The organism is Streptomyces sp. NBC_00386, from assembly GCF_036063235.1.
Classification (GTDB): Bacteria; Actinomycetota; Actinomycetes; order Streptomycetales; family Streptomycetaceae; genus Streptomyces.
Genome location: NZ_CP107950.1, coordinates 5,672,864 through 5,698,384, shown reverse-complemented (window position 1 = coordinate 5,698,384; position 25,521 = coordinate 5,672,864). Strand labels below are relative to the sequence as shown.

The window sequence follows — 25,521 nt, the reverse complement described above, 5'->3', positions numbered from 1 at the left end:
CCTCAGGAGCATCCATGGCCCTCAAGATCACCGTGATCGGCACCGGCTACCTCGGCGCCACCCACGCCGCGGCCATGGCCGAGCTCGGCTTCGAGGTCCTCGGGCTCGACGTGGTGCCGGAGAAGATCGAGATGCTCCAGCGGGGCGAGGTCCCGATGTTCGAGCCCGGTCTCGAGGAGCTGCTGCGCAAGCACGTGGCCGGGATCGAGGGCTCCACGGGCCGGCTCCGCTTCACCATGGACTGGGCCGAGGTCGGCGCCTTCGGCGACGTCCACTTCGTGTGCGTGAACACGCCCCAGAAGCACGGCGAGTACGCCTGTGACATGTCGTACGTCGACGCGGCCTTCGAGTCGCTGGCCCCGCATCTGCACGGTCCCGCCCTCGTCGTCGGCAAGTCCACCGTGCCGGTCGGCTCGGCGGAGCGGCTGGCCGCGCGGCTCGCCGAGCTCGCACCCGCGGGCGAGAGCGCCGAGCTGGCCTGGAACCCGGAGTTCCTGCGCGAGGGCTTCGCCGTGAACGACACGCTGCACCCCGACCGGATCGTGGTGGGCGTGCGCGGCGAGCGCTCCGAGAAGCTGCTGCGCGAGGTCTACGTGACGCCGGTCGCCGAGGGCACGCCGTTCGTCGTGACCGACTTCCCCACCGCCGAGCTGGTGAAGACCTCCGCGAACTCCTTCCTCGCCACCAAGATCTCCTTCATCAACGCGATGGCCGAGGTCTGCGAGGCCGCCGGCGGCGATGTCGCCAAGCTGGCCGAGGCGATAGGACACGACGAGCGGATCGGGAAGAAGTTCCTGCGGGCCGGGATCGGCTTCGGCGGCGGCTGTCTGCCCAAGGACATCCGCGCCTTCATGGCGCGCGCCGGCGAGCTGGGCGCCGATCAGGCGCTGACCTTCCTGCGCGAGATCGACTCCATCAACATGCGGCGCCGTGGGCAGATGGTGGAGATGGCCCGCGACGCGCTCGGCGGCAGTTCGTTCCTCGGCAAGCGGGTCGCCGTGCTCGGCGCCACCTTCAAGCCGGACTCGGACGACGTGCGCGACTCCCCGGCGCTGAACGTCGCCGGGCAGATCCACCTCCAGGGCGGCCAGGTCACCGTGTACGACCCGAAGGGCATGGAGAACGCCAAGCGGCTGTTCCCGACGCTCGGGTACGCCGGCTCCGCCGTGGAGGCCGTACGGGGTGCCGATGTCGTGCTGCACCTGACGGAGTGGCGCGAGTTCCGCGAGCTGGACCCGGCGGTGCTGGGCGAGGCGGTGACGTCCCGGGTGCTGCTGGACGGGCGGAACGCGCTGGACCCGGAGACGTGGCGCCGGGCCGGCTGGACGTACCGGGCGATGGGGCGGCCCACCGCCTGAGCCCCTGCCGGGGGCGGGCGCCGCTCGGGGCACGGGTTCCGGCTCCGGGCCGGCTCCCAGGCTCCAGGTCCGGGCTCCGGGTGCGGGACGCCGGGCAGGCTCCCCGGTCCGGGCGCCGGGCAGGACCAAGGCCGGGCGCCGGGCGGGGCGCAGGACGCCGGTCCGCGCAGGGCCGAAGCCGGGGCCGGGGCACAGGACGCCGGTCCGGCCGAGGCTCAGTCGGCCGGACCGGCGCCGGTTGCATTCTGCACCACTTCGCTGTGCGGTGACCGGAGACCGCCGGACTGTGTCCGGCTCCCGGCCCCGCCGGCCGCAGGATCTACCGCGGCCGCGGGCCGCCTGGCGCGGTAGCGGCGCATCTTGGCGCGCGCCCCGCACACCGCCATCGAGCACCAGCGGCCACGGCCTGCGGGCGAGCGGTCGAAGTACACCCAATGGCAGGTCGGGGCCTCACAGGCCTTCAGCCGCGGCCAGGTGCCCTCGATCAGCGACTCGGCGATCGCGGCGGCGACACGGCGGGCCAGGGGCGCCGGGGCGGCCGGGCCGGGGGCCGGGGGGATCCCCCCGGCGGCGGGGACCAGGCGCGCGGCGCCTCCGTCCTCGTCCAGCGTCACCACCAGGGGCGCGCGGGCGAGGAGCTCCCCGAGCGGGATCACTTTCCGGTGTGCCGGATGCCCGGCGTGTGCCAGACACACCGCCCGCAGCGACTCGCGCAGCTCGCGGGCCCCCGCCGCCTCGTCCGCCGCCAGGCCGAAGCGCGCCAGCCCCTCGGGCGTGTCCAGGGAGTCGGCGCCCGACTCGATGTCCAGGGTGTTCACCAGGGCCTGGACCAGGGCCAGACCGCCGGGTGCGGACGCTCGGTCATTCATGCTTGCGACGTTACCTCCTGTGCGGGAGCATGGAGTAACCGTTACCCCTTGAGCAGGTTCACAGGTAACCCATCGGTGCTGCTGGAGATCCCACGGAGGAAGTCATGGCTCTTGCCGAACTGGACGTCGTCGTCCTGGACTGTCCCGACCCGCTCGCGCTCGCCGAGTTCTACGCGGGAGTGCTGGGCGGCACCATCACGGAGGAGACCGACTGGGTCGACCTGGAGGTGCCCGGCGGGCGGAAACTGGCGTTCCAGGGGTCACCCGCGTACGTACCGCCGCGCTGGCCCTCGCCCGACGGCTCGCAGCAGTTCCATCTGGACCTGGCCGTCGAGGACCTGGACGTGGCGGAGAAGGGCGTGCTGGCGCTCGGCGCGACGCCGCTGGACACCGGGGACAGGGCGCGTTCGTTCCGGGTGTACGCCGACCCGGCCGGGCACCCGTTCTGCCTCTGCGCCTGCTGAACGCGCCCGACGGCGGCCGGCCGTCCGGGTCGGCGGTCCTCGCGGAGGAGGGCGGTCGGCGTTGCCTGTGGTTCCGTGATCGGTGAGCCGGAGGCGGCAGGCCTTCGGCCGCCCGGGACCGCCGGTCACCGAGCCGGCCGGCGGCTGCCGGGAGCCGCCGGCTCTCGACCACCGAACCGGCCGGCCATCGGCCCTCGGTCGGCCCTCGCCGGGCCGGCCCTCAGTCGTCCAGCTGCTCCAGCGTCGCGTTCGACGGTGCCCGGCGGGACCGGAGGTCGCGGGACACGTCCTCCGCCGCGCCCAGCACGCGCACGGCGTTCTGCCAGGTCAGCTTGGTCACGTCGGTGGACGACCAGCCGCGGTCGAGGAGCTCGGCGATCAGGTTCGGATAGCCGGAGACGTCGTCCAGCCCGGCCGGGGTGAACGCCGTGCCGTCGAAGTCGCCGCCGATGCCGACGTGGTCGATTCCGGCGACCTCGCGCATGTGGTCGAGGTGGTCGGCGACCGTCGAGACCGTGGCGATCGGGCGCGGGTTGTCCTCCTCGAAGGCGCGGTGGACCTTCATGCCCTCGGCGGTGGTGTCGAGATGGTGGAAGCCGTTGGCGCGCATGTTCTCGTCGGCGGCCGCCGTCCAGTCGACCGCTTCCTGGAGGACGAACTTCGGCACGAACGTCACCATCGCGACTCCCCCGTTGGCGGGCAGCCGCTCCAGCACGTCGTCCGGGATGTTGCGCGGGTGGTCGCACACCGCGCGCGCCGAGGAGTGGGAGAAGATCACCGGCGCGACGGAGGTGTCGAGCGCGTCGCGCATGGTCGTCGCGGCCACGTGCGAGAGGTCCACGAGCATGCCCTCGCGGTTCATCTCCCGTACGACCTCACGGCCGAAGGCGGACAGGCCGCCCACCACGGGAACGTCCGTCGCCGAGTCCGCCCAGGCGATGTTGTCGTTGTGGGTGAGCGTCATGTAGCGGACGCCGAGCGCGTACAGCCCGCGCAGGGCGGCGAGGGAGTTGTCGATCGAGTGACCGCCCTCCGCGCCCATGAGGGAGGCGATACGGCCCTCGGCGCGGGCCGACTCCATGTCCGCGGCGGTCAGCGCGGCACGCAGGTCCGCCGGATACCGGTCGATCAGCTGCCTTACGCAGTCGATCTGTTCCAGCGTGGCGGTGAGGGCGCCGGGCAGGTCCGAGCGGACGTACACCGACCAGTACTGGGCGCCGACGCCGCCCGCGCGCAGCCGGGCCAGGTCCGTGTGCAGGTGGGCGCTCTGGTCGGTGGCGATGTCACGGGCACCGAGGTCGTAGCGGACCTGCTCCCGCAGCGCGTAGGGCAGGTCGTTGTGTCCGTCGACGACCGGGTACTCGTCGAGCAGGGCCCGGGCACGGTCGATCGAGGGCAGCGAGGACTCGGGGGCCCGGGTGGACGAGGACATCCGCGTCACTTCCCGAAGCCGAAGCCGCCGGCGACGCCCTCGACCTTGGCGCGCAGCCGCTTGCCCTTCTCGGTGGCCTGGTCGTTCAGTTCCTGCTGGAACTCCCGCATCCGGCCGAGGAGTTCCTCGTCGTGGGCGGCGAGCATCCGGGCTGCCAGCAGGCCAGCGTTGCGGGCGCCGCCGACGGAGACGGTCGCGACCGGCACGCCGGCCGGCATCTGCACGATGGAGAGCAGCGAGTCCATGCCGTCGAGGTACTTGAGCGGGACGGGCACGCCGATGACGGGCAGCGGGGTGACGGACGCCAGCATCCCCGGCAGATGGGCGGCGCCGCCGGCACCCGCGATGATCGCCTTGAGCCCGCGCTCCGCGGCCTGCTCGCCGTACGCGATCATCTCGTGGGGCATGCGGTGCGCGGAGACGACATCCACCTCGTAGGGGATCTCGAACTCGTCCAGCGCCTGGGCCGCGGCCTCCATGACCGGCCAGTCGGAGTCCGAACCCATGACGATGCCTACAACGGGGCTCATTCGGTGATCGTGCCTCTCAGGTAGCCGGCTGCGTGCCGGGCGCGCTCAAGGACGTCGTCCAGGTCGTCGCCGTAGGTGTTGACGTGGCCGACCTTACGGCCGGGCTTCACGTCCTTGCCGTACATGTGGATCTTCAGCTGCGGGTCGCGGGCCATGCAGTGCAGGTACGCGGAGTACATGTCGGGGTAGTCGCCGCCGAGGACGTTCGCCATGACCGTCCACCGGGCGCGCGGGCGCGGGTCGCCGAGCGGGAGGTCGAGGACCGCGCGGACGTGGTTGGCGAACTGGGAGGTGACCGCGCCGTCCTGGGTCCAGTGGCCCGAGTTGTGCGGGCGCATGGCCAGTTCGTTGACGAGGATGCGTCCGTCGCGGGTCTCGAAGAGCTCGACGGCCAGGTGCCCGACGACACCGAGTTCCTTGGCGATGCGCAGCGCGAGTTCCTGGGCCTCCAGGGCCAGCTCCTCGGCGATGCCGGGCGCCGGGGCGATGACGGTGTCGCAGACGCCGCCGACCTGCTGGGACTCGACGACGGGGTATGCGACGGCCTGGCCGTGCGGGGAGCGGACGACGTTCGCGGCGAGCTCGCGGGCGAAGTCGACCTTCTCCTCGGCGAGGACGGGAACGCCCGCGCGGAACGGGTCGGCGGCCTCCTCCAGGGAGCGGACGAACCAGACGCCCTTGCCGTCGTAGCCGCCGCGGACGGTCTTCAGGATGACCGGGAAGCCGTCGCCCTCCTGCCCTTGGGCGAGGCCTTCCGCCGCGAACGCGGCCACGTCCGCGACGTCGGTCACGATGCGGTGCCGTGGGCACGGCACACCGATCGCGTCGAGCTTCGCGCGCATCACGCCCTTGTCCTGGGCGTGCACGAGCGCGTCGGGGCCCGGCCGGACGGGGATGCCGTCCGCCTCCAGGGCCCGCAGGTGCTCGGTGGGGACGTGCTCGTGATCGAAGGTGATCACGTCACAGCCCCGCGCGAAGTCACGCAGCGTGTCGAGGTCGCGGTAGTCGCCGACGACCACCTCGCCGACGACCTGCGCCGCGGACTCCTGCGGAGTGTCACTGAGGAGCTTGAACTTGATGCCGAGCGGGATGCCCGCCTCGTGTGTCATACGAGCGAGCTGACCCCCGCCGACCATGCCGACTACCGGGAACGTCACGCTCCAAGAGTATCGGCCGCGCCGCAGTGGCCGGTTTCCGCGCCGATTCGCCCGATTTTCCCTTCCGGTGACCGGGTCTTTTCTTACCTGTGAGCACATGCACAGGCACCGTGCGGGGGCGCTGGTTAGCATGGGCTGGTTGGCGTATTCCATCGCGCGTTCACCCGCGCGGCACAGACAAGACCCACCGACGGGGGCTGGCGACACCATGGACAGTGCTACATCGGGGCCTCAAGCCGGGCCTCGCAGCGCGGTTCGGCGCCGCTTCGACCTGCTCTTCCGTGAGGTCGCCAAGTTCGGCGCGGTGGGCGGTGCGGGGCTGCTCGTCAACCTGCTCGTGTTCAACCTCGTACGCCATCTCACGGGCCTGCAGGTCGTACGGGCCAGTGTCATCGCCACGGTCGTGTCCATCGTCTTCAACTACGTCGGGTTCCGCTACTTCACCTACCGGGACCGTGACAAGGGCGGGCGCACCAAGGAGCTGACGCTGTTCCTGCTGTTCAGCGTGGTGGGCCTGGTCATCGAGAACGGTGTGCTGTACGCGGCGACGTACGGCTTCGGCTGGGACACCCCGCTGCAGAGCAACGTCTTCAAGTTCCTCGGCATCGGCGTCGCGACGCTCTTCCGCTTCTGGTCCTACCGCACCTGGGTGTTCCGGACGCTTCCGGCCCGTGAGGCGGTGGCCAGCGCCGAATCGTTCCTGGACGAGGAGCCCGAGCCCAAGCCCGAGTCGCGCCGTCCGCGGGCCCGCGTGAACTGAGCGGTCCGCTCCCCGCGTGACGGTCCGCTCCCGCCCGACCGCGCGTTTCCCGCCTGACCGGTGCGTTCGCGCCCGCCCGGCCCTCTCCCCTACCTGACCGTGCGCTCGTCGTCGTCCTCGGCGAGCCGGGGCGGGCGCTTGTGCGGGGTGCGGGACAGGAACAGGCCGAAGACCGGCGGCTGGGCCTGGAGCATTTCCAGACGGCCCCCGTCGGCCTCCGCGAGGTCACGGGCGACGGCGAGACCGATGCCGGTGGAGTTGCGGCCGCTGATGGTGCGCTCGAAGATGCGGGCGCCGAGGTCGGTGGGGACGCCGGGGCCCTCGTCGGTGACCTCGATGACGGCCTGGTTGCCGGTCACGCGGGTACGCAGCGCGACGGTGCCGCCGCCGTGCATGAGGGAGTTCTCGATCAGTGCCGCGAGGACCTGGGCGACCGCGCCCGGGGTGCCCACCGCCTGGAGATGGCGCTTGCCGGAGCTGACGATCGCCCGGCCGCCGCTGCGGTAGGCCGGGCGCCATTCCTCCAGCTGCTGCTTGATGACCTCGTCGAGGTCGAAGGAGACGGCGGAGCCGGTGCGCGGGTCGCGGGCGTTGGTGAGCAGGCGCTCGACCACGTCCGTGAGGCGCTCCACCTGCGTCAGCGCGATCGTCGCCTCCTCCTTCACCGTGTCGGGGTCGTCGGTGAGGGTGATCTCCTCCAGACGCATGGACAGTGCCGTCAGCGGTGTCCGCAGCTGGTGGGAGGCGTCGGCGGCGAGGCGGCGCTCGGCGGTGAGCATGCGGCCGATGCGCTCGGCGCTGCCGTCCAGCACGTCGGCGACCCGGTCGAGCTCGGGGACGCCGTAGCGCTTGTGCCGCGGGCGGGGGTCGCCCGAACCCAGCCGTTCCGCCGTCTCGGCGAGGTCGGTGAGGGGGGAGGCGAGGCGGTTGGCCTGGCGTACGGCGAGGAGGACGGCGGCGATGATCGCGAGCAGGGCGACGGCTCCGATGACCAGGAGCGTGCGGCCGACCTCCTTGGTCACCGAGGAGCGGGGCTCCTGGACGGTGACCGTCTCACCCGACTCACCCTTGGCGGTGTACTGGATGACGTCGCCGGTGGGCTGCTTGCCGACCTCGATGGGATCGCGGCCCGGAATCCTGATCACGGCGTAGCGCCGGTCGGTGACCTGGTTCTTGAACGTCGTGCCGGTGATGTTCTCGTCGCCGACGATGCGGCTGTCCACGATGCTGGCCAGGCGCAGCGCCTCGGAGTCCACACGCTCCTGGGCGCTGTTGCTGATCGTGCGGGTCTCGACGATGACGAGGGAGACACCGAAGACGGCGATCACCACGAGGACGACGGCGAGGGTGGACTGGATCAGACGGCGACGCACGGGGCCCTCCGGGCAGATGGCTGTACCGGGACCAGTGTGCACGTTCGCCGCTCCGGCCCGGGCACGTCACCGGTCCGGGAGCGCGGGTTCCCCGTCGCCGAACGCGTCACCGGTCCGGGAGCGCGGGTCCTCCGTCGCCGACCGGACCGTCCGGGCCTCGGCCCCCTCCGGGACCGGCCCCCTCCGGGAGTCTCCCGTGAGGCCTCAGCTCTTCTCGAAGCGGAAGCCGACGCCTCGTACCGTCGCGATGTAGCGGGGGTTCGCGGCGTCGTCGCCGAGCTTCTTGCGCAGCCAGGAGATGTGCATGTCGAGGGTCTTGGTGGAGGACCACCACGTGGTGTCCCAGACCTCGCGCATGAGCTGGTCCCGGGTGACGACGCGGCCGGCGTCCCGGACCAGGACCCGCAGGAGGTCGAACTCCTTCGCCGTGAGCTGGAGTTCCTCGTCGCCCATCCAGGCGCGGTGCGACTCGACGTCGATGCGTACGCCGTGGGTGGCGGGCGGCTGCTGGGGTTCGGCGGCGCCGCGCCGGAGCAGCGCCCGTACCCGGGCGAGGAGTTCCGCGAGCCGGAACGGCTTGGTGACGTAGTCGTCGGCGCCCGCGTCGAGGCCCACGACGGTGTCCACCTCGTCGGCGCGCGCGGTGAGGATGAGGATGGGCACGGTGTGGCCCTCGGCGCGGAGCCGGCGGGCGACTTCCAGGCCGTCCATGCCGGGCAGTCCGAGGTCCAGGACGACCAGGTCGACACCGCCCTGCATTCCGGCGTCGAGCGCGGTGGGGCCGTCCTCGCGGACTTCGACCTCGTAACCCTCCCGGCGCAGGGCACGGGCCAGCGGCTCCGAGATGGACGCGTCGTCCTCGGCGAGCAGTACACGGGTCATGGGGTGATGGTAGTCCGCCGTGGAGTACGCCCGGGCAGTGATCCGCCTCCGTGATTCACACCCTCCGTCCGGATGTTTCTTACCTGTGGGTGTGGGATGAGATCGTTGCTGACACCTTCGAAAGATCGCTCGTGGTTCCATGATTGCCTGTGATCCATATCTCAAGTCCTTCCATATGGGGCATTGTGATGTCGTAAGGTGACCGAACGCCTGTTGCACCACATCGGGACCTTTGGCTCGAACTTGATGCTGAAGGTCTCTTCTGTGTGCGGGCTGGTGACAGCCAGCCTCGAAGGAAAGACCTGTGGCCGGGCCCGGACACGCTGACGCGTGCCGGGCGTGGATCCCGGTGGTCGCCGTCCGCCGCTCCGGTACTTCCGGGGCGGACTCCCCGTGGGCGTGGGGACGGACGCCGTATCCCGCCGGTGCCGGCCGCCCCCCATGGGCGCGCAATTCCCCCGAGCTCTCGGTTTCCCCGTGAGCGAGGGGACCCCCCAACAGCGCGTCCCGACCAGCAAGGATCGAAATGGCGTCCAGCCTGACGAAGGACTCGGCGACTCCGGGAATCTCCGGCTCCGAGAAGACCTTCTTCGGCCACCCCCGCGGACTGGCCACTCTCTTCATGACCGAGATGTGGGAGCGTTTCTCCTACTACGGGATGAAGGCACTGCTCCCGCTGTACCTGGTGGCACCTGGCGGTCTGCACCTCAGCGCGGCCACCGCGACCGCGATCTACTCGGTGTACCTCTCCCTGGTGTACCTGCTCGCCCTGCCGGGCGGCTGGTTCGCCGACCGTGTCCTCGGCCCCCGCAAGACGGTCGCCGTCGCGGGTCTGATCATCATGCTGGGCCACCTCACGCTGGCTCTGCCCTCCTCCGGAACCTTCTACGCCGGCCTCGGCCTCGTGGCGGTCGGTTCCGGTCTGCTGAAGGCCAACATCTCCACGATGGTGGGCCACCTCTACGACGGCCCGGACGACGCGCGCCGTGACGGTGGCTTCACGCTGTTCTACGTCGGCATCAACCTCGGCGCCTTCGCCGCTCCGCTGATCATCGGCACCGTCGGTGAGAACGTGAACTGGCACCTGGGCTTCGCCCTCGCCGCGCTCGGCATGGCGCTGGGCCTCGTCCAGTACCTGCTCGGCGGCCGTCACCTCAGCGCCCGCTCGCACGAGGTCCCCACGCCTCTGACGGCCGAGGAGAAGTCCGCGACGCTGCGCAAGTCCGCGCTGTGGGCCGCTGTCGCCGTCGTCTTCTACTCGATCGTCGGCTTCTCGGGCCACTACACGCTGAACTGGCTGCTGGTCCCGATCACGATCGCCGGCCTGGTCATCCCGGTCATGGTCATCGGGCGCATCAAGCGGGACAAGTCCCTGGACCGTGCCGACCAGTCGAAGATGTCCGCGTACATCTGGTTCTTCGTGGCCGCGGCCGTCTTCTGGATGATCTACGACCAGGGCGGCTCGACGATGTCGATCTTCGCCGACGAGTCGGCGAAGAACACCATCTTCGGCTGGGAGTTCCCGGTCTCCTGGTACCAGTCGGTCAACCCGGTCATGATCATGGCGCTGGCCCCGGTCTTCGCCTGGGCGTGGCTGTGGCTGAACAAGCGAGGCAAGGAGCCGAGCACGGCGACGAAGTTCGCCTCGGGTCTGATCCTGGTCGGCGCGTCGTTCTTCCTCTTCCTGGCCCCGCTGACGATCGCCGAGGGCGGTCACAAGGCGGCCGCGATGTGGCTGGTGGCGATCTACTTCGTGCAGACCGTCGGTGAACTGCTGCTCTCCCCGGTCGGCCTCTCCGTCACCACGAAGATGGCTCCGGCGAAGTACGCCTCCCAGATGATGGGTGTCTGGTTCCTGGCCGTCACCGCCGGTGACGCCACGACCGGTCTGCTCTCCATCGCCGAGGTCGACCTCAACAAGACGGGCATCGTCGCACTGGAGGCCACGCTCGCCGTGATCGCCGGTGTCGCGGTGTGGATGTACCGCAAGAAGGTCAAGCAGCTCATGGGCGACGTCCACTGACGTCGGTCCCACGACACGGCGAGGGGCCGCCGCACCGTTCGGTGCGGCGGCCCCTCGCCGTTTCCGCGGCCGGCCGGCGGCCGGGGCGGGGACCGGGGCGAGTGCCACGGTCAGGGCCGGCGGGCGCCGGTGCCGGTCACCGTGTCCGGCGGCCCGGCATGAAGGTGAAGACCGCGCCGCCCAGCAGGACGACCGTGCCCGCCACCAGTCCGAGCGCCTTGAGGGCGCTGTGGCTGTCGGAGCCCGTCTCCGCCAGGCCGCCGCTGGAGGACGTACCGGCGGAACCCGAGCCGGACGAGGTGGACCCGCCGCCCGAGGCGCCGCTCGCCTGCTGCGAGGTGTCCAGGGTCAGGGAGACCTCGGACTTGGTCGGGGTGCAGGTTGTCGTCGTGCCCAGGGCCATCACCGTCAGCACACCCGGCGACAGGGTCGAACTACCGGTCGCGCCCGGTTTGTAGGTGCCCGTCAGATCGGGGACCTCGATCGGGTCGCCGGACTTGATGGGCGCGGAGTTCGTCGGACCCTCCACATGCACCGTGCCCTTGTCGGCGCCGCCCAGGACCACCTCCATCGACGGCTTCACGGAATCCGCGGGGATGTCCGCCGGGCTGTCCATCACCGACGCCTTGAACTGCACGGTGAGGGCGAAACTCCCGCCGTTCTTCTTGGCGTTGATCTGGACGGCCGAGGTGGCGTTCTTGTCTCCGATGGGCGTCTTGCACGCGTAGGGGACGGAGACCTCCTTGCCCGTGAAGTCGGTCTGCCCGCCGGAACCGCCGGTGTCGGCGCCCCCGTCGGTCCCGCTGCCGCTCGGCGACGGGGTGGCCGAACCGCTCGGCGACGTCGGAGTGGGGGTGGGCGTCGGCGTCGGCGTCGGGGTCGGCGTGCCGCCCGAACCACCGCCGCTCGTCACCTTGATGGTCGCCGAGGGGGTCACCGCCTCCTTGGGTGTGCACTTGGTGTCGGTGGAGATCGGCTTGCTGACATTGATGTTGTACGCGTCCGGGGTGAGCGTGACATCGCCCGCCGTCGTCAGCTTCAGCCTGCCCGTCATGTCGGACAGCTTCATGTCGCTGTTCTTGGGGATCGCAGGGTTCGTGCGCGGCCCCTCCATCGCGATGTCCGCCGTCTGCGCGCCGCCCGCCTTCAGCGTGCCGGTGGGCTTGACGGTGTCCTTGTCGAGGTCGAGGACGTCGGGGTTCTTCGAGGCGGCCTGGGCGAACTTCCAGGTGATGGTGACCTCGTCGCCCACCTTCGCCTCGGCGGGCGCGGTGATCTCGACCTTCGTGATGCCCTGCACAGCGGGCAGCCCGGAGATCGCGGGCGGAATGCACTCCGTCTTGTACGACACCTCGGCGGCCTGCGCGGGAACGGCGGCCACCCCCAGCAGGATGCCCGCACCGCCGAGCATCAGCGCGACCCCGGCCGCGCCCGCTCTGCGGCCTTGGGCCGGTACCACTCTCCGTTGCCTGCTCACGTGTGCCCCTTCCTCGTCTGCGTCGTCGGACCGTTCTCTTGCGGTGCGGAGAGCTGACCGTTCGCCCCGGTCCCCGGATCGTTGTCCGCGGTGAACCAGGGCAGGGCCGGAACCGGGGAGGCCGAGTCGTCCGCCGGTGTCCGGGGGGCGGCGTTCACCCAGGGCATGCGCAGGGTGAGCTCGGCCGGCCTCAGCCCCCGGTGCCGGCCCGCACGCCCGGCCGACCTGCGGGGGCGCACCCGGTCCACCACGGCCATGCCGGCACGGAACACCCCGGCCGGGACGACCACGCAGAGCAGGATCCAGAAGACGGTGACTCCCCAGGGGCGGCCCACGCCCCAGGGCTGCTCGGCGAGCACCTTCCCGCCGTACCTCAGCGAGACCGTGTAGTCGCCGTGCGCCCCGGCCGACAGTTCGACCGGGAGTCTGATCTGCGCCTTGCGGCCGGGCGCGATGGTGCCGCGCCACTGCTGTTCCTCCCACTGCGGGGCGAACACCCCGTGGGAGGTGCCGACCTGGAAGACCGGGTTCTTCACGGGGCCGGTGCCGACGTTGCCGACGGTGAGGACGAGGGTGCGCGAGGGAGGTGAGCCGAACCAGGTCAGCAGACCGCTCGAACCGTCGAGCCGGGGGTCGGTCAGTACCGCGATCCGGCCGCCGCCCTCCTCCTTCGGCAGCGGCTCGACCGCGTGGCCGGCCACCATGAAGATGGCGTCGGCCTCGGCCTTCTCCCCGGTGACGGTGGCGACATGCACCACGCAGGGACAGGGCTTGGGCGGTTCGGCGACCGGCAGCTTCTTGCTGAAGCCGCCCTTGGCGTCGGTGGTGACGGCCCGTCCGTCGGCGTTGGCGCAGGAGTTGGTGCCGCCGATCACCCCGCGCGCGGGCACGGACTGCCCGCAGATGAGCATCATCAGCAGCGTCCCGGGCCGCCATCCGCTGCCGGTGACGGTGATCGAACCGCCGCTTCCCGCCTCGGACTTGGACAGCGTGACGCTCGGCTTCCCGGCGGCGGACGCCGGCAGCGCCGAGCCCGCCACCGCCGACGGGACCAGGACGAGCGCCAGCACCGCCCCCAGGACCGCCGTCCGTATCCTGACGCCCAGGACCCTCACGACACCGCCCCCGTCAACTCGACTTCCGTGCAGCTCTGTTCACCGGCCCTGCCGTCCCGCGCCCGGCGCCCGGGACGCCCGCGCACCCCGGCCCGCCCGCGGTGCCGTACGGCGGACAGGGCACCCAGCAGCGCCACCAGGGCGGCTCCGGCCCCGGCCACCGGCCCCCACGGCACGAACCGGACCGAAGCGGTCGCCGTCGAGCGCACACCGCCCGCCGCCGTCACCGTCAGCCGCACGTCCGCCGCGTCGAGCGAGGGCGGGCCGGTCCACGGCTCGTGGAGCGTGACGCGGCGGCCGGGCAGGAGCTCGACGGGCAGGGCGCGCGGGCCCCGGTCGAGCAGGGTGCCGAAGACCCCGTCGGCGTGCACGGCGAGCCGCGGGGCGAGGACCGTGGTGCCGCGGTTGACCAGCTCGTAGGAGATCCGTCCGCCGCCCACCCTGACGTGCTCGACGGTCAGCGCCGACAACGCCGGTCCCGCCACCCGGAGCTGGACCCGGACCGCCGAGGTGCGGCCGCCGCCGCTCGCGACGATCGCGCCGGGACGGTCACCTGGCGCCGCCCCGGCCGGGACGCCGATGGTGAACGGCACGTCGGCACGGGTGCGCGCCGGTACCCGTACGGACAGCTCCCGCACCGCGGTCCTGCGGCCGTCCGTGTGTCCGGCGAAGGCGATCCACGCGCCCGCGTCCGCCGGCCGTTCGCGGACCGTGAAGCCTCCGTCGGCGGTGTTGTCCGCGTCGGCGCCGCGCAGCCGGACGGTGAGGGGACGCGCACCCGGGTTGAGCACGGACACCGCGTCCTGAAGGACCGTGCCGGGAGCGCCCTCCGCGTAGACGGAGGGCCGTCCGCCGGCCGTGCCGCCCGAGGCCGGGACGACGGACCAGCCCTCGGCGGCCAGGGCCGTCGGTGCCGCGCTCAGCAGCACCAGGGTCAGGCCCAGTACGTGGGCGGCGGGGAGTGCGTACGGCATGCGGCGGCTCCAGGTCGTGGTGCGGGGCGGTCAGCGGCGTACCGCCTGATGCCTGCGCGTCAGCCACAGCACGCCTGCCGCGCCGGCGAGCAGGACCGTTCCACCGAGGGTGCCGAGAGCGATCACGGAGTCCTCTGGGCCGGTCTGCGGGAGGGAGTCACCGGAGCCGGTGCCGCTCTGGGACCCGCTGGAACCGGAGCCGGAGGAGCCCGAGGTCGACGAGCCCGAACCGCCGGCCGCCGTGACGTCGAGGGTCAGCGAGGGCCCCGGGCTGTTCGAGGGCGTGCAGGTGGTCGTGGTGCCGAGGGCCTTGATGGTGAGGACGCCCGCGGTGAAGGTGACCTTGCCGGACTTCTTCGGCGTGTAGGTTCCGCTCAAGTCATTGATCTTGATGGGGGTGTTGGCGGGGATGGCGGCCGCGTTGGCCGCGCCGCTGACCGCCACCGTGCCGCTGTCCGCGCCGCCCACCTTGATGACGGCGCTCGGCGTCATCGCGCCCTTGCCGAGTTCGACCGGGCTGGAGGAGACGCCCTTCTGCCAGGACATGGTGAGCTTGTAGGCGCTGCCGCTCTTGACGCTCTTGATGTCGATGGGCGAGACGGCGCTCTTGTCGCCGATCGGCGTCTTGCACTGGTAGTTGACGTCCACCACGGCGGCCTGGGCTGCGGGGGCGGCCGTCAGCACCGCCGAGCCGGCCAGGGCCGCGGCGAACGCGAGCGCGGCGGTTCGTTTCTGGTACGTCCGGTACGACACGGGCCTGCCCCTCATTCCTGACGGCATCCTTGGCGATTTCCTGACGGAACATCAGATCGGCCGTCAAGGTACGCCCGGGGACTTGTGGAGGGAAGACAAAGTGCGCGCCGGATCCGTGGGGATCCGGCGCGCATCGGGCGCCGCACGAAGAGGGGTTCGAACCGCGGGTGACCAAGAACGGGAAACCGGCGGGCGGTTCACGGCCGGGCCGGACCGGGCCGACGACGAGCACCGGGCCGGTGCACCGGGCCACCGGACACGGGCGGCCGGGCGGATGAACCGGGCCACCGGAAGCGGGCGACCGGGCCGATGAACCGGGCCGCCACCGGACGCAGACGGGCGGGCCTATGGGCTACGCGGGGGCGCCGAGTTCCGCCCACACCGTCTTGCCCGCGACTCCGGGCGTCCGTACGACCCCCCAGTCCAGGCAGAGCCGCTGCACGATGAACATGCCGTGGCCGCCTGGGCGCCCGGCGCGGTGCGGGGTGCGCGGGGCGGGCTGGCCCGCCCCCCGGTCGGAGACCTCGATGCGCAGCACCTTGTTGTCGCAGGAGATCCGGAGTTCGTCCGGGCCCTCGGCGTGCAGACAGGCGTTCGTGACCAGCTCGGAGACGACCAGCAGGACATCCTCGGCGGCCGCTCGCCGGTCGGCGCTCGCCGCGGGCAGCCAGCCCCACGCGTACAGCGCCTGCCGGGCGAAATCGCGGGCGAGCGGCACGACACCGCTCTCGCCGTCGAGGCTCAGCCTGCGGGCCTGACGCCCGACGGGCGCGGGGGCCGCGCCGACCGGGGCCGCGCTGTCGACGGACGTCGCGCCGTCCACGGGCGCCGCGCTCCGCGCGGACACCGCGGAAGCGCCGCCGTCGCCCGACTCCGGGCCGCGGTCGCCCGGCGAGCAGGGCCGGGTGGTGCTCATCAGCGCTTCACCTCACCGATTCACCGGTTCACGATTCAAGACTCAGTACGCAGTACTCAGTACGGATGGATCAACGGCTTTCGCCGCTTGTGGATCAACAAATTGCGCCGCACCGGCCGCCGGCCCCTGGACCGCCGACGCATCCAGGATGTCTCCTGCCCGACGGAACCGTCCGAACACCCATTTATTCGGCACGGAACCCGTGACGCGAGTAACGCGCCGGTCACGCAGGGGCATCCGGGACGAGGACGGCGCCATGGCAGAAGACCCCGCAGCTCAGCCGGACAGCGCCGCTTCGAGCGTGTCGTGGACGGTGAAGACGGCCTCCGCCCCCGTGATCTCGAAGACCCGTGCCACCACCGGCTGCATCGCGGCCAGATGGACCCCGCCGCCCGCGGCCTCGGCCTTCAGCCGGGCACCGAGCAGCACGTTGAGCCCGGTGGAGTCACAGAACTCCAGCCGGGAGCAGTCGATGACCAGTCGCGCGTACCCCTTTTCGAGGCACCCTTCGAGTGGCTCACGCAACAGATCGGCCGTGTGGTGATCGAGCTCACCCGCGGGAGTCACGACGGCACTCGTGCCCTCTTCCCGCACCTCGACAAGAAGCCGGCCAGACTGAGCGCTGCCGACCGTCCCACGGTCCATGCCGTCTCTCTCCCGAGTGTCGCGACTACTGATGTACGCACTCGAACACTACGCCTTCTCCACGTCACCCGACACCCGAACAACCCTATGAAAATGGACATTTCATCGCATACGACACTTGCGGTGAGTTCGGCAAACCGGGTAGGGCTAGTAGAGACACCTATCCGACCCCGGCCGGCTTTGGAGGCGCCGCACACCGCAGTGCACGTATCGGCATCGGCGGCCATATGCCGAGAACGATGGAGGACACATGTCACCCCGGCTCGACGCATCGCAGAACCTGACGGCGACGTCGACACCTTCTCCGGAATCCCCGGAGTACGTCGACGGAACCGGAACCGACGGAGTCGACGCACTCACCGGACTCACCGGACTTCCGGAGATCCCCCCGTACGACGAGGTGGGGCCGGTGGACGCACGGGCTCTGTCCAAGACGCTCTTCGCGCGGCTGGAGTCCCTCGAAGAGGGCACGCACGACTACGCGTACGTCCGCAACACACTCGTCGAACTCAACCTCGCGCTGGTGAAGTTCGCCGCCTCCCGCTTCCGCTCCCGCAGCGAGCCGATGGAGGACATCATCCAGGTCGGCACCATCGGCCTCATCAAGGCGATCGACCGGTTCGAGCTGAGCCGCGGCGTCGAGTTCCCCACCTTCGCGATGCCGACGATCATCGGCGAGATCAAGCGCTTCTTCCGCGACACCTCCTGGTCGGTGCGGGTACCCCGCAGGCTCCAGGAACTCCGGCTCGACCTGGCCAAGGCCGGTGACGAACTGGCCCAGCGCCTCGACCGCGCGCCGACCGTGAACGAGCTCGCGGAACGGCTCGGCATCAGCCGCGACGAGGTCGTCGAGGGCATGGCCGCGTCGAACGCCTACACGGCCAGTTCGCTGGACGCCCAGCCCGAGGAGGACGACTCCGAGGGCGCGCTCGCGGACCGCATCGGCTACGAGGACAACGGCCTCGAGGGCATCGAGTACGTGGAGTCCCTCAAGCCGCTGATCGCGGAACTCCCGCAGCGCGACCGGCAGATCCTCTCCCTGCGGTTCGTGGCGAACATGACCCAGTCCGAGATCGGCGACGAACTCGGCATCTCCCAGATGCATGTCTCCCGGCTGCTGTCGCGCACCCTCGTGCGACTCCGCAAGGGCTTGACCGTCGAGGAGTGACAGGACTTCGCGGCCCACGGCGGCCGCGCATCGGAGCGGTCCGGCGCCGAAAGCGCCGGACCGCTCCGTCTTTCCGGCAGCCCGCCCGGCCTCCCCGCCGGCCGCCCGCCCCGCCGGCCGCCCGCCCCGCCGGCCACCCGTCCTCCCCGCGGCACTCCGGTCCGTCCCCCGAGTCCGGGCCGCTCGCCCCGGACTCGGGGGAACTTCTGCGCAGCACAGACAACTTGCCTGTCGCGCGGGGAGGTTGAGAGCGCTCCCATGGAATCGTTGTCCGACAACTCTTTTCCCAGCGGGCCGATCCCGTCACTATGGGCATCCCAAACTGGCCGGTACGTCAGGACGGGACGAGCACGCACCAGGTGCGGGGAGGCGGACGAACATGGCGCAGGGCGACCCGCCCGGCAGAGACACCGCGGCCGGGGGCGGCCAACTGCCCGCGGGCGCGTCGGACGCGCGGCTGACCGAGCTGCTGCGCGCCGGGACCTCGACCGCGTACGCGGCCCTCCAGGAACTCCGCGCACGCCACCGCGCCTCGGTCCTCGCCTACGCCCGGCTGTGCACCACCGGCGACTCCGGGGCCGGCCAGCTCGCCGCGCAGACCTTCACCCTCGCGGCCCGCGAGACGGCACGCGGCATCGACCCGAACGTCCCCTGGCGGCACCGCCTCCTGCTGCTCACCGGGCGGGTGGCGGCGGCCTCGTGGGCCCGGGACCAGCGGGCCGCGGGCCTCGACCCCGGCCTGCTCCTCGTCCTCAGCACGGCGGGCCCCGGCGGCCCCGTCCCGTCGCTGCTCCCGGCCTTCCAGTCCCTCCCGTCCCGCGCCCAGGGGCTCATCTGGTACGCGGTCGTGGAGCGCGAACCGGCGGAACGGACGGCGGTCATGCTCGGCCTCACGGCCGAGGACGTCACGTACGGCACCGCCCAGGCACTCCAGTCCCTGGGCCAGGCCTGTCTGAAGTACCGGCTGGCCGCCTCGGACGATCCGCGCTGCGGAGACTTCCGCCGACTGATCGAGGAGTCGGTGCGGCCCGACAACCCTCGCTCCAGCACCGACCTGCACACCCACATGGCGCGCTGCGCGCACTGCTCGTCCGCGTACGAGGAACTGACCGCCCTGCGCGACCATCCGCGCTCCGCCCTGGCCGAGGGCCTGCTGCCGTGGGCGGGTACGGCGTACGTCGCGGACGACGAGCCGGCGGCGGGGGCCGCCCCACCCGGACCTCCCGCCGCCCCGCGGACGTCGGTGCTGCCCTGGCCGCCGTCCCGCCGGGTCGTCCTGACCTCGGCGGCGGCGCTCGGCGTGGCCCTGGCGCCGGTCCTCTTCCTGCTGCTGTCCCCGGGCGGCACGCCGTCCGCGGACGCGGCGGGCTCGGTCGCCACGCCCTCGGGCCCGCCCGCGGTGACCATCACGGCGACGGTCCCGGTCACCCCGTCGGCCCCCACTGCCTCGGCCTCGCCGTCGCCGTCGGCGACGTCCGCGTCGCCCTCCCCGTCCCGCACATCGGCGCCGCCGAGGTCACCGAGCCCGAAGCCGACCCCGACCGCCGTCTTCCGCCCGCCGGGCGGCTCCTACGCCCAGGTGGTGAACGTCGCCTCCGGACTGTGCCTGGACATCCGCGACGGCGACCTGGAGAAGCGCACGGACGTCATCACCGCGCCCTGCACCTCCTCCTCCACCCAGCGCTGGCGCGTCGACACCGGCAGCGGTTCCCTCCGGTCGGCCGCCGACGACGGCTTCTGCCTGGACAGCCGCGGCTCGGTCGACAAGGGCGTGGGCATCTGGGAGTGCTCCTCGCTCGACGGCGACCACGGCGACAACCTCCGCTTCACCGTCGACGGGGACGGTGTGATCCGCCCGGCCGTGGCCATCGAGACGGCGCTGACACCGGACGGCGACGGCGGGCTGACCCTGGTGCCGCTGAACGGGGGTACGGGCCAGCGCTGGCGCGCGGGCACCACCTGACGGTTCCCCTCGGCCCGCCCCGCCTCTGTCCGCGTACGCCGGCCGGCCTCGGCCCGCCTCCGTCGGCGCGCTCAGACCTCGCGGACGCCGCGCCGCCAGACGCCGGTGACCAGCGGGACACCCGGACGGTAGGCGAGGTGGACGTGACTGGGGGCGTCCAGCAGGGTCAGGTCCGCGTAGGCGCCCGGCGCGATCCGGCCCACGTCGTCCCGGCGCAGGGCCTTCGCGCCTCCCGCGGTCGCCGACCACACGGCCTCGTCCGGGGTCATCCGCATGTCCCGTACCGCGAGCGCGATGCAGAAGGGCACGGACGACGTGAAGGACGAACCCGGGTTGCAGTCGGTGGACAGCGCGACCGTGACACCCGCGTCGATCAGCCTGCGGGCGTTCGGCCACTCGGCGCGGGTGGAGAACTCCGCGCCGGGGAGCAGGGTCGCCACGGTGCCGCCGCTCGCGAGGGCGTCGACGTCCGCGTCGGTCAGGTGGGTGCAGTGGTCGGCGCTCGCCGCGTCCAGCTCGACGGCGAGCTGGACACCGGGGCCGTACGAGAGCTGGTTGGCGTGCACGCGCGGGTGCAGGCCCTTCGCCTTGCCCGCCGTGAGGATCGCCCGCGCCTGGTCGCCGTCGAAGGCGCCCTTCTCGCAGAAGACGTCCACCCAGCGGGCGTACGGGGCACAGGCGTCGAGCATCTCGCCGGTCACCAGGGCGACATAGCCGGCCGGGTCGTCGGCGTAGTCCGGCGAGACGATGTGCGCGCCCAGGTAGGTGACCTCGTCGGTGTGCGAGGCGGCGATGCGCAGCGCGCGGGCCTCGTCCCGGACGGTCAGGCCGTAGCCCGACTTGGTCTCGAACGTCGTGGTGCCCTGGCGGAGGGCCTCGCGCAGGTAGCGGGTGAGGTTGCGCTCCAGCTCCTCGTCGGAGGCGGCGCGGGTGGCGGCGACGGTGGTGCGGATACCGCCCGCGCTGTACGCCCGGCCGGACATGCGGGCGTTGAACTCCTGGGTGCGGTCGCCGGCGAAGACCAGGTGCGAGTGGGAGTCGACGAAGCCCGGGATCAGCGCGCGGCCGCCGGCGTCGACCCGGTTGTCGGTGGCGGGTGCTTTGCTTGATTCACCGGTCCACGCGACGCGGTCGCCGTCGATGACGACGGCCGCGTCCTGGATCAGACCGAGAGGGGAACCGTCGCCCAGGGAGGGATCGTTGGTGACCAGACTGGCGATGTTGGTGATGACGGTCGTGCTGCTCATGGCGTCCTCAGGGGTGGCGGGACTGCTGGTGGGGGGCGTCGGGAGGGCGGGTTCTCCCACCCTCCCGGGAGTCAGGAGCGCAGCGCCTGGACGGCGTCCGCGAGCGCTGCCGGCACATCCGGTACGAGCGTGTGCGCGCCGTCGCGCACGACGTGCCGGCCCGCCACGACCGTGTGCCGGACATCGGCGCCCGTGGCCGCGAATACGGCTGTCTCCGCGCCGAGGCGTGGCACCGGTCCCGCTGTTCTGACCGAGTCGAGGGCGATCGTCGTGAAGTCGGCGAGCGCGCCCGTCTCGATGGTGCCCGCGTCGTCCCAGCCGAGGGCCGCGTGGCCGTCGGCGGAGGCGGCGCGCAGCAGGGCGGCGGCCGTCCAGTGACCGCGGGTCCGGGTGCGCAGCCGCTCGTTCAGCTCCATCGCGCGGGCCTCTTCGAGGAGGTCGATGACGGCGTGGCTGTCGGAGCCGAGCGACAGGGCCGAGCCCGCGCGCTGGAGGGCGACGGCGGGGCCGATGCCGTCGGCGAGGTCGCGTTCGGTGGTCGGGCACATGCAGGTGCCGGTGCCGGAGCCGCCGAGCAGGGCGATGTCCTCGTCGGTGAGGTGCGTGTTGTGGACGCCGGTGGTGCGCGGTCCGAGGACACCGTGGTCGGCGAGCAGACGGGTGGGCGTGCAGCCGTGGGCGGCGAGGCAGGCCTCGTTCTCCGCCGTCTGCTCGGACAGGTGCACATGGAGCGGGGCGCGCCGCTCCTCGGCCCAGCGCGCGACGGTGGCGAGCTGTCCGGCGGGCACGGCCCGTACGGAGTGGATCGCCGCGCCGATCCGTGCGTGATCCCGGTCCTTGAGAAGTGAAGAGCGTTCCGCCCAGGCCTCGGCGGTGCCGTCGGAGAAGCGCCGCTGGTGCGGGTTGGGCGGCTGCCCGAAGCCGGAGGAGAGGTAGGCCGTGTCGAGCAGGGTGATGCGGATCCCGGCATCGGCGGCGGCGGCGACGAGTGCCTCGCCCATGGCGTTGGGGTCGGCGTAGGGGGTGCCGTCGTGGGCGTGGTGCACGTAGTGGAACTCGCCGACGGCGGTGACTCCGGCGAGCGCCATCTCCGCGTACACCGCGCGGGCCAGCGCGTGGTAGGTCTCCGGGGTCAGCCGGTCGGCGAACGAGTACATGATCTCGCGCCAGGTCCAGAAGGTGCCGGAGCCGACCTGGACGGTGCCGCGCAGGGCGCGGTGGAAGGCGTGCGAGTGGGCGTTGGCGAGGCCGGGGAGGGTGAGTCCGCGCAGGATCTCGGCTCCCGGCGGCGGGGTGTCGACGCCGGTGCGGACGTCGGTGACACGGCCGTCGGCACCGGCCTCGGAGCCGACGCCCGACACGGTCACGGCGACGCCCGGCTCGACGTTCGTGCCGAGCCAGGCGTGTTCCAGCCAGTACGTCTGCGTCACCTGCAGGCCAGCCCTTCGAGTACGTCGGCGAGTGCGGTCACCCCGGCCACGCAGTCGTCCTCGGCGGCGAACTCGGCCGGGGAGTGCGAGACACCCGTGGGGTTGCGTACGAACAGCATGGCGGTCGGGACGGTGCCGGAGAGGATTCCGGCGTCGTGTCCGGCGCCGGTTCCCAGTACCGGGACGTTCAGAACGGTGTCCCGGTCCTTGCCCAGGATGCGGGCGAGTTCGTCGCGCAGCGCGTGCTCGAACTCGACGACGGGGGTGAACGACTCGCGGATCACGTCGAGTTCGACGCCCTGCGCGTCGGCGTACTCGCGGGCAGCCTTCTCCACGCCGCCGACGACCGTGTCGAGGGTCGCCTGGTCGGCGGCGCGGGAGTCGAGCCAGCCGCGCACGAGGGAGGGGATGGCGTTCACGCCGTTCGGCTCGACCGCGATCTTGCCGAACGTGGCGACGGCGCCGGCGAGCCGGGCCTCGCGGCGGGCGGCGAGGACGGTCTCGGCGTACGGCAGCATCGGGTCGTGGCGGTCCACGAGCCGGGTCGTGCCGGCGTGGTTGGCCTCACCCCGGAAGTCGAAGCGCCAGCGGCCGTGCGGCCAGATGGCGCTGGCGATGCCGACCTGGTCGCCGCCGATGTCGAGGGCGCGGCCCTGCTCGACGTGCAGTTCGACGAAGGCGCCGATCCGGCCGAGCCGCTCGGGGTCCGGGCCGATGCCGGCGGGGTCGTACCCGGCGCGTTCCATGGCCTGCGGCAGGGTGATGCCGTCGGCGTCGGTGAGCCGGTGCGCCTGCTCGACGGTGAGCTGTCCGGCGGCCAGCCGGGAGCCGACGCAGGCGAGCCCGAAGCGGGCGCCTTCCTCGTCGCCGAAGTTGACGATGGCGAGGGGCTTGGTGAACCGGACACCGCGGGCGCGGAGTTCGTCGAGCGCGGCGAAGGAGGAGACGACGCCGAGGGGTCCGTCGAAGGCGCCGCCGTCGGGCACGGAGTCAAGATGGGACCCGGTGACCACGGCGTCCCCCGCGGCGGGGTCGCCGAGCCAGGCCCACTGGTTGCCGTTGCGGTCGAGCTCGTAGGTGAGCCCGCGGGACTCGGCCTGCTGCCGGAACCAGGCGCGGCAGTCGGTGTCGGCCCCGGTCCAGGCGAACCGGCGGTAGCCGCCGGAGGCGGAGCTGCGGCCGATCGGCAGCAGCTCCGCCCACATGCTGTGGAACGTCACGCGTCGCCGCCCTCGTCGCCTTCGCGCATCGGGATGCGCACACCGCGCTCGTCCGCGACGGACTCGGCGATGTCGTAACCGGCGTCGACGTGGCGGATGACGCCCATGCCAGGGTCGTTCGTCAGGACGCGGCGGATCTTCTCGCCGGCGAGCTTGGTGCCGTCGGCCACGGAGACCTGGCCCGCGTGGATGGAGCGGCCCATGCCGACGCCGCCGCCGTGGTGGATGGAGACCCAGGAGGCGCCGGAGGCGACGTTCACCATGGCGTTCAGCAGCGGCCAGTCGGCGATGGCGTCGGAGCCGTCGAGCATGGCCTCGGTCTCGCGGTACGGGGAGGCGACGGAGCCGCAGTCGAGGTGGTCGCGGCCGATGGCGAGGGGGGCGGCGAGTTCGCCGGAGGCCACCATGTCGTTGAAGCGCTCGCCGGCCTTGTCGCGCTCGCCGTAGCCGAGCCAGCAGATACGGGCGGGCAGGCCCTGGAAGTGGACCCGCTCGCCGGCCAGCTTGATCCAGCGGTGCAGGGACTCGTTCTCGGGGAAGAGGTCGAGGATCGCCTTGTCCGTCTTGTGGATGTCGGAGGCCTCGCCGGACAGGGCCGCCCAGCGGAAGGGGCCCTTGCCCTCGGAGAACAGCGGGCGGATGTAGGCGGGGACGAAGCCGGGGAAGGCGAAGGCGCGGTCGTACCCGGCGAGCTGGGCCTCGCCGCGGATGGAGTTGCCGTAGTCGAAGACCTCGGCGCCCGCGTCCATGAAGCCGACCATCGCCTCGACGTGCTTCGCCATGGACTCGCGGGCGCGGGTGGTGAAGCCCGCCGGGTCCTTGGCGGCCGCGTCGGCCATGTCGTCGAAGTCGATGCCGACGGGGAGGTAGGCGAGCGGGTCGTGGGCCGAGGTCTGGTCGGTCACGATGTCGATGGGGGCGCCCTCGGCGAGCATGCGGGGCAACAGCTCCGCCGCGTTGCCGAGCAGGCCGATGGAGAGCGGCTTGCGCTGGTCGCGGGCCTCGACGGCGAGCTGGAGGGCGTGCTCCAGGGAGTCGGCCCGCACGTCCAGGTAGCGGTGCTCGATCCGGCGCTCGATGGCGCGCGGGTCCACGTCGATGCAGATGGCGACGCCGTCGTTCATCGTCACGGCGAGCGGCTGGGCGCCGCCCATGCCGCCGAGGCCGGCGGTCAGCGTGATGGTCCCGGCGAGGGTGCCGTTGAACTTCTTCGCGGCGACGGCGGAGAAGGTCTCGTAGGTGCCCTGGAGGATGCCCTGGGTGCCGATGTAGATCCAGGAACCGGCGGTCATCTGGCCGTACATGGTGAGGCCGAGCTGCTCCAGGCGCCGGAACTCCTCCCAGTTGGCCCAGTCGCCGACCAGGTTGGAGTTGGCGATGAGGACGCGCGGGGCCCACTCGTGGGTCTGCATGACGCCGACGGGGCGGCCGGACTGGACGAGCATCGTCTCGTCCTGCTTGAGCGTGCGCAGCGTGCGGACCATGGCGTCGAAGGAGCGCCAGTCACGGGCGGCCTTGCCGGTGCCGCCGTAGACGACGAGCTTGTCGGGGTGCTCGGCGACCTCGGGGTCGAGGTTGTTCTGCAGCATCCGCAGGGCGGCCTCCTGCTGCCATCCCAGGGCGCTCAGTTCCGTACCGCGCGGCGCTCGGACGGGGCGGGGTCCTGACATGGTCTGCCTCCCAGCGGACTGTTGCTATAGATATTCACATCCTGGCCTTTTGAATAGAGCTAGTCAATAGGTGCGTGGCCCCGCGCGCCCCCCTC

The 25,521-nt window shown here is 72.0% G+C and carries 21 protein-coding genes and 1 pseudogene; 6 read left to right on the top strand and 16 right to left on the bottom strand.

All coding sequences use genetic code 11. The features are described from left to right. Window positions 1-14: 14 nt before the first annotated feature. Window positions 15-1,358: a UDP-glucose dehydrogenase family protein gene (locus tag OG780_RS25130; protein WP_328451739.1), complete on the top strand. Its 1,344-nt coding sequence runs from the start codon at window positions 15-17 to the stop codon at window positions 1,356-1,358. 338 nt (window positions 1,359-1,696) lie between these two features. Here the strand turns inward: OG780_RS25130 and OG780_RS25125 are convergent. Further along, window positions 1,697-2,227: pseudogene (locus OG780_RS25125) on the bottom strand (CGNR zinc finger domain-containing protein); the annotation flags it as partial. A gap of 104 nt (window positions 2,228-2,331) precedes the next feature. On the opposite strand from OG780_RS25125, the gene OG780_RS25120 reads away from it, so the two are divergent. Next, entirely contained in the window at window positions 2,332-2,691 is a 360-nt protein-coding gene (locus OG780_RS25120) for a VOC family protein (protein ID WP_328451735.1), read from the top strand. Between the two features lie 220 nt (window positions 2,692-2,911). On the opposite strand, the gene OG780_RS25115 is transcribed toward OG780_RS25120, so the two are convergent. From OG780_RS25115 to OG780_RS25105, 3 genes are read right to left on the bottom strand one after another with little or no spacing between them, the layout of a single operon-like run. Beyond that, window positions 2,912-4,123 carry a dipeptidase gene (locus OG780_RS25115; RefSeq protein ID WP_443062203.1) on the bottom strand — a complete coding sequence of 404 codons (1,212 nt, stop codon included), beginning with the start codon at window positions 4,121-4,123 and terminating at the stop codon, window positions 2,912-2,914. A gap of 5 nt (window positions 4,124-4,128) precedes the next feature. Beyond that, window positions 4,129-4,653, bottom strand: coding sequence for a 5-(carboxyamino)imidazole ribonucleotide mutase (gene purE / locus OG780_RS25110; RefSeq protein ID WP_328451733.1), 525 nt, complete (start codon window positions 4,651-4,653; stop codon window positions 4,129-4,131). Next, complete coding sequence (locus OG780_RS25105; protein WP_328451731.1) at window positions 4,650-5,810, bottom strand: 5-(carboxyamino)imidazole ribonucleotide synthase; 1,161 nt, start codon at window positions 5,808-5,810, stop codon at window positions 4,650-4,652. The genes purE and OG780_RS25105 overlap by 4 nt, the downstream gene beginning before the upstream one ends. A gap of 208 nt (window positions 5,811-6,018) precedes the next feature. Between OG780_RS25105 and OG780_RS25100 the strand changes: the two genes are divergently transcribed. After that, the gene (locus OG780_RS25100) at window positions 6,019-6,570 is read left to right on the top strand and encodes a GtrA family protein (protein ID WP_328451729.1); all 552 of its coding nucleotides are present in this window, start codon (window positions 6,019-6,021) and stop codon (window positions 6,568-6,570) included. 89 nt (window positions 6,571-6,659) lie between these two features. On the opposite strand, the gene OG780_RS25095 is transcribed toward OG780_RS25100, so the two are convergent. Together OG780_RS25095 and OG780_RS25090 are read right to left on the bottom strand one after the other, a co-directional pair. Continuing rightward, entirely contained in the window at window positions 6,660-7,943 is a 1,284-nt protein-coding gene (locus OG780_RS25095; protein WP_328451726.1) for an ATP-binding protein, read from the bottom strand. A 204-nt stretch (window positions 7,944-8,147) separates the two neighbouring features. Then, window positions 8,148-8,825, bottom strand: coding sequence for a response regulator transcription factor (locus OG780_RS25090; protein ID WP_018566970.1), 678 nt, complete (start codon window positions 8,823-8,825; stop codon window positions 8,148-8,150). 526 nt (window positions 8,826-9,351) lie between these two features. Here OG780_RS25090 and OG780_RS25085 point away from each other — a divergent pair. Beyond that, on the top strand, window positions 9,352-10,848 hold the full coding sequence (locus tag OG780_RS25085) for an oligopeptide:H+ symporter (protein ID WP_328451724.1): 1,497 nt from the start codon (window positions 9,352-9,354) through the stop codon (window positions 10,846-10,848). A 136-nt stretch (window positions 10,849-10,984) separates the two neighbouring features. On the opposite strand, the gene OG780_RS25080 is transcribed toward OG780_RS25085, so the two are convergent. The 6 genes from OG780_RS25080 to OG780_RS25055 form a co-directional block, all read right to left on the bottom strand. Beyond that, entirely contained in the window at window positions 10,985-12,259 is a 1,275-nt protein-coding gene (locus OG780_RS25080) for a hypothetical protein (RefSeq protein ID WP_328458363.1), read from the bottom strand. Between the two features lie 62 nt (window positions 12,260-12,321). Beyond that, window positions 12,322-13,431 (bottom strand): hypothetical protein, encoded by a 1,110-nt coding sequence (locus tag OG780_RS25075; RefSeq protein WP_328458361.1) that lies wholly within the window; start codon window positions 13,429-13,431, stop codon window positions 12,322-12,324. Between the two features lie 5 nt (window positions 13,432-13,436). Beyond that, a complete protein-coding gene (locus OG780_RS25070; protein ID WP_328451722.1) occupies window positions 13,437-14,414 on the bottom strand; it encodes a COG1470 family protein in 978 nt (325 codons plus the stop codon). A 30-nt stretch (window positions 14,415-14,444) separates the two neighbouring features. After that, window positions 14,445-15,182: an LPXTG cell wall anchor domain-containing protein gene (locus tag OG780_RS25065; RefSeq protein WP_328451720.1), complete on the bottom strand. Its 738-nt coding sequence runs from the start codon at window positions 15,180-15,182 to the stop codon at window positions 14,445-14,447. A gap of 337 nt (window positions 15,183-15,519) precedes the next feature. Beyond that, the gene (locus OG780_RS25060; RefSeq protein WP_328451718.1) at window positions 15,520-16,083 is read right to left on the bottom strand and encodes an ATP-binding protein; all 564 of its coding nucleotides are present in this window, start codon (window positions 16,081-16,083) and stop codon (window positions 15,520-15,522) included. Window positions 16,084-16,359: 276 nt separating this feature from the next. Beyond that, complete coding sequence (locus OG780_RS25055) at window positions 16,360-16,728, bottom strand: STAS domain-containing protein (protein WP_326787354.1); 369 nt, start codon at window positions 16,726-16,728, stop codon at window positions 16,360-16,362. A 250-nt stretch (window positions 16,729-16,978) separates the two neighbouring features. On the opposite strand from OG780_RS25055, the gene OG780_RS25050 reads away from it, so the two are divergent. Beyond that, window positions 16,979-17,896, top strand: coding sequence for an RNA polymerase sigma factor SigF (locus tag OG780_RS25050; protein WP_328451715.1), 918 nt, complete (start codon window positions 16,979-16,981; stop codon window positions 17,894-17,896). Between the two features lie 379 nt (window positions 17,897-18,275). Continuing rightward, complete coding sequence (locus tag OG780_RS25045) at window positions 18,276-19,859, top strand: RICIN domain-containing protein (protein WP_328451713.1); 1,584 nt, start codon at window positions 18,276-18,278, stop codon at window positions 19,857-19,859. Window positions 19,860-19,930: 71 nt separating this feature from the next. Here the strand turns inward: OG780_RS25045 and hutI are convergent, their stop codons facing one another. The 4 genes from hutI to hutU form a co-directional block, all read right to left on the bottom strand. Further along, window positions 19,931-21,106: an imidazolonepropionase gene (gene hutI / locus OG780_RS25040; RefSeq protein ID WP_328451711.1), complete on the bottom strand. Its 1,176-nt coding sequence runs from the start codon at window positions 21,104-21,106 to the stop codon at window positions 19,931-19,933. Between the two features lie 71 nt (window positions 21,107-21,177). After that, window positions 21,178-22,536 carry a formimidoylglutamate deiminase gene (locus OG780_RS25035; RefSeq protein WP_328451710.1) on the bottom strand — a complete coding sequence of 453 codons (1,359 nt, stop codon included), beginning with the start codon at window positions 22,534-22,536 and terminating at the stop codon, window positions 21,178-21,180. Then, complete coding sequence (locus OG780_RS25030; protein WP_328451708.1) at window positions 22,533-23,756, bottom strand: allantoate amidohydrolase; 1,224 nt, start codon at window positions 23,754-23,756, stop codon at window positions 22,533-22,535. The genes OG780_RS25035 and OG780_RS25030 overlap by 4 nt, the downstream gene beginning before the upstream one ends. Beyond that, window positions 23,753-25,426: a urocanate hydratase gene (gene hutU, locus OG780_RS25025; protein ID WP_328451706.1), complete on the bottom strand. Its 1,674-nt coding sequence runs from the start codon at window positions 25,424-25,426 to the stop codon at window positions 23,753-23,755. The genes OG780_RS25030 and hutU overlap by 4 nt, the downstream gene beginning before the upstream one ends. Window positions 25,427-25,521: the final 95 nt, after the last annotated feature.

Coding starts and splice junctions, on each gene's coding strand:
- OG780_RS25100 (WP_328451729.1), top strand. CDS start 6,019: ATGGACAGTGCTACATCGGGGCCTCAAGCCGGGCCTCGCAGCGCGGTT.
- OG780_RS25065 (WP_328451720.1), bottom strand. CDS start 15,182: ATGAGGGGCAGGCCCGTGTCGTACCGGACGTACCAGAAACGAACCGCC.
- OG780_RS25115 (WP_443062203.1), bottom strand. CDS start 4,123: ATGTCCTCGTCCACCCGGGCCCCCGAGTCCTCGCTGCCCTCGATCGAC.
- OG780_RS25120 (WP_328451735.1), top strand. CDS start 2,332: ATGGCTCTTGCCGAACTGGACGTCGTCGTCCTGGACTGTCCCGACCCG.
- OG780_RS25050 (WP_328451715.1), top strand. CDS start 16,979: ATGTCACCCCGGCTCGACGCATCGCAGAACCTGACGGCGACGTCGACA.
- hutI (WP_328451711.1), bottom strand. CDS start 21,106: ATGAGCAGCACGACCGTCATCACCAACATCGCCAGTCTGGTCACCAAC.
- OG780_RS25055 (WP_326787354.1), bottom strand. CDS start 16,728: ATGGACCGTGGGACGGTCGGCAGCGCTCAGTCTGGCCGGCTTCTTGTC.
- OG780_RS25090 (WP_018566970.1), bottom strand. CDS start 8,825: ATGACCCGTGTACTGCTCGCCGAGGACGACGCGTCCATCTCGGAGCCG.
- OG780_RS25130 (WP_328451739.1), top strand. CDS start 15: ATGGCCCTCAAGATCACCGTGATCGGCACCGGCTACCTCGGCGCCACC.
- OG780_RS25070 (WP_328451722.1), bottom strand. CDS start 14,414: ATGCCGTACGCACTCCCCGCCGCCCACGTACTGGGCCTGACCCTGGTG.
- purE (WP_328451733.1), bottom strand. CDS start 4,653: ATGAGCCCCGTTGTAGGCATCGTCATGGGTTCGGACTCCGACTGGCCG.
- OG780_RS25045 (WP_328451713.1), top strand. CDS start 18,276: ATGGCGCAGGGCGACCCGCCCGGCAGAGACACCGCGGCCGGGGGCGGC.
- OG780_RS25060 (WP_328451718.1), bottom strand. CDS start 16,083: ATGAGCACCACCCGGCCCTGCTCGCCGGGCGACCGCGGCCCGGAGTCG.
- OG780_RS25080 (WP_328458363.1), bottom strand. CDS start 12,259: ATGCTCGGCGGTGCGGGCATCCTGCTGGGGGTGGCCGCCGTTCCCGCG.
- hutU (WP_328451706.1), bottom strand. CDS start 25,426: ATGTCAGGACCCCGCCCCGTCCGAGCGCCGCGCGGTACGGAACTGAGC.
- OG780_RS25085 (WP_328451724.1), top strand. CDS start 9,352: ATGGCGTCCAGCCTGACGAAGGACTCGGCGACTCCGGGAATCTCCGGC.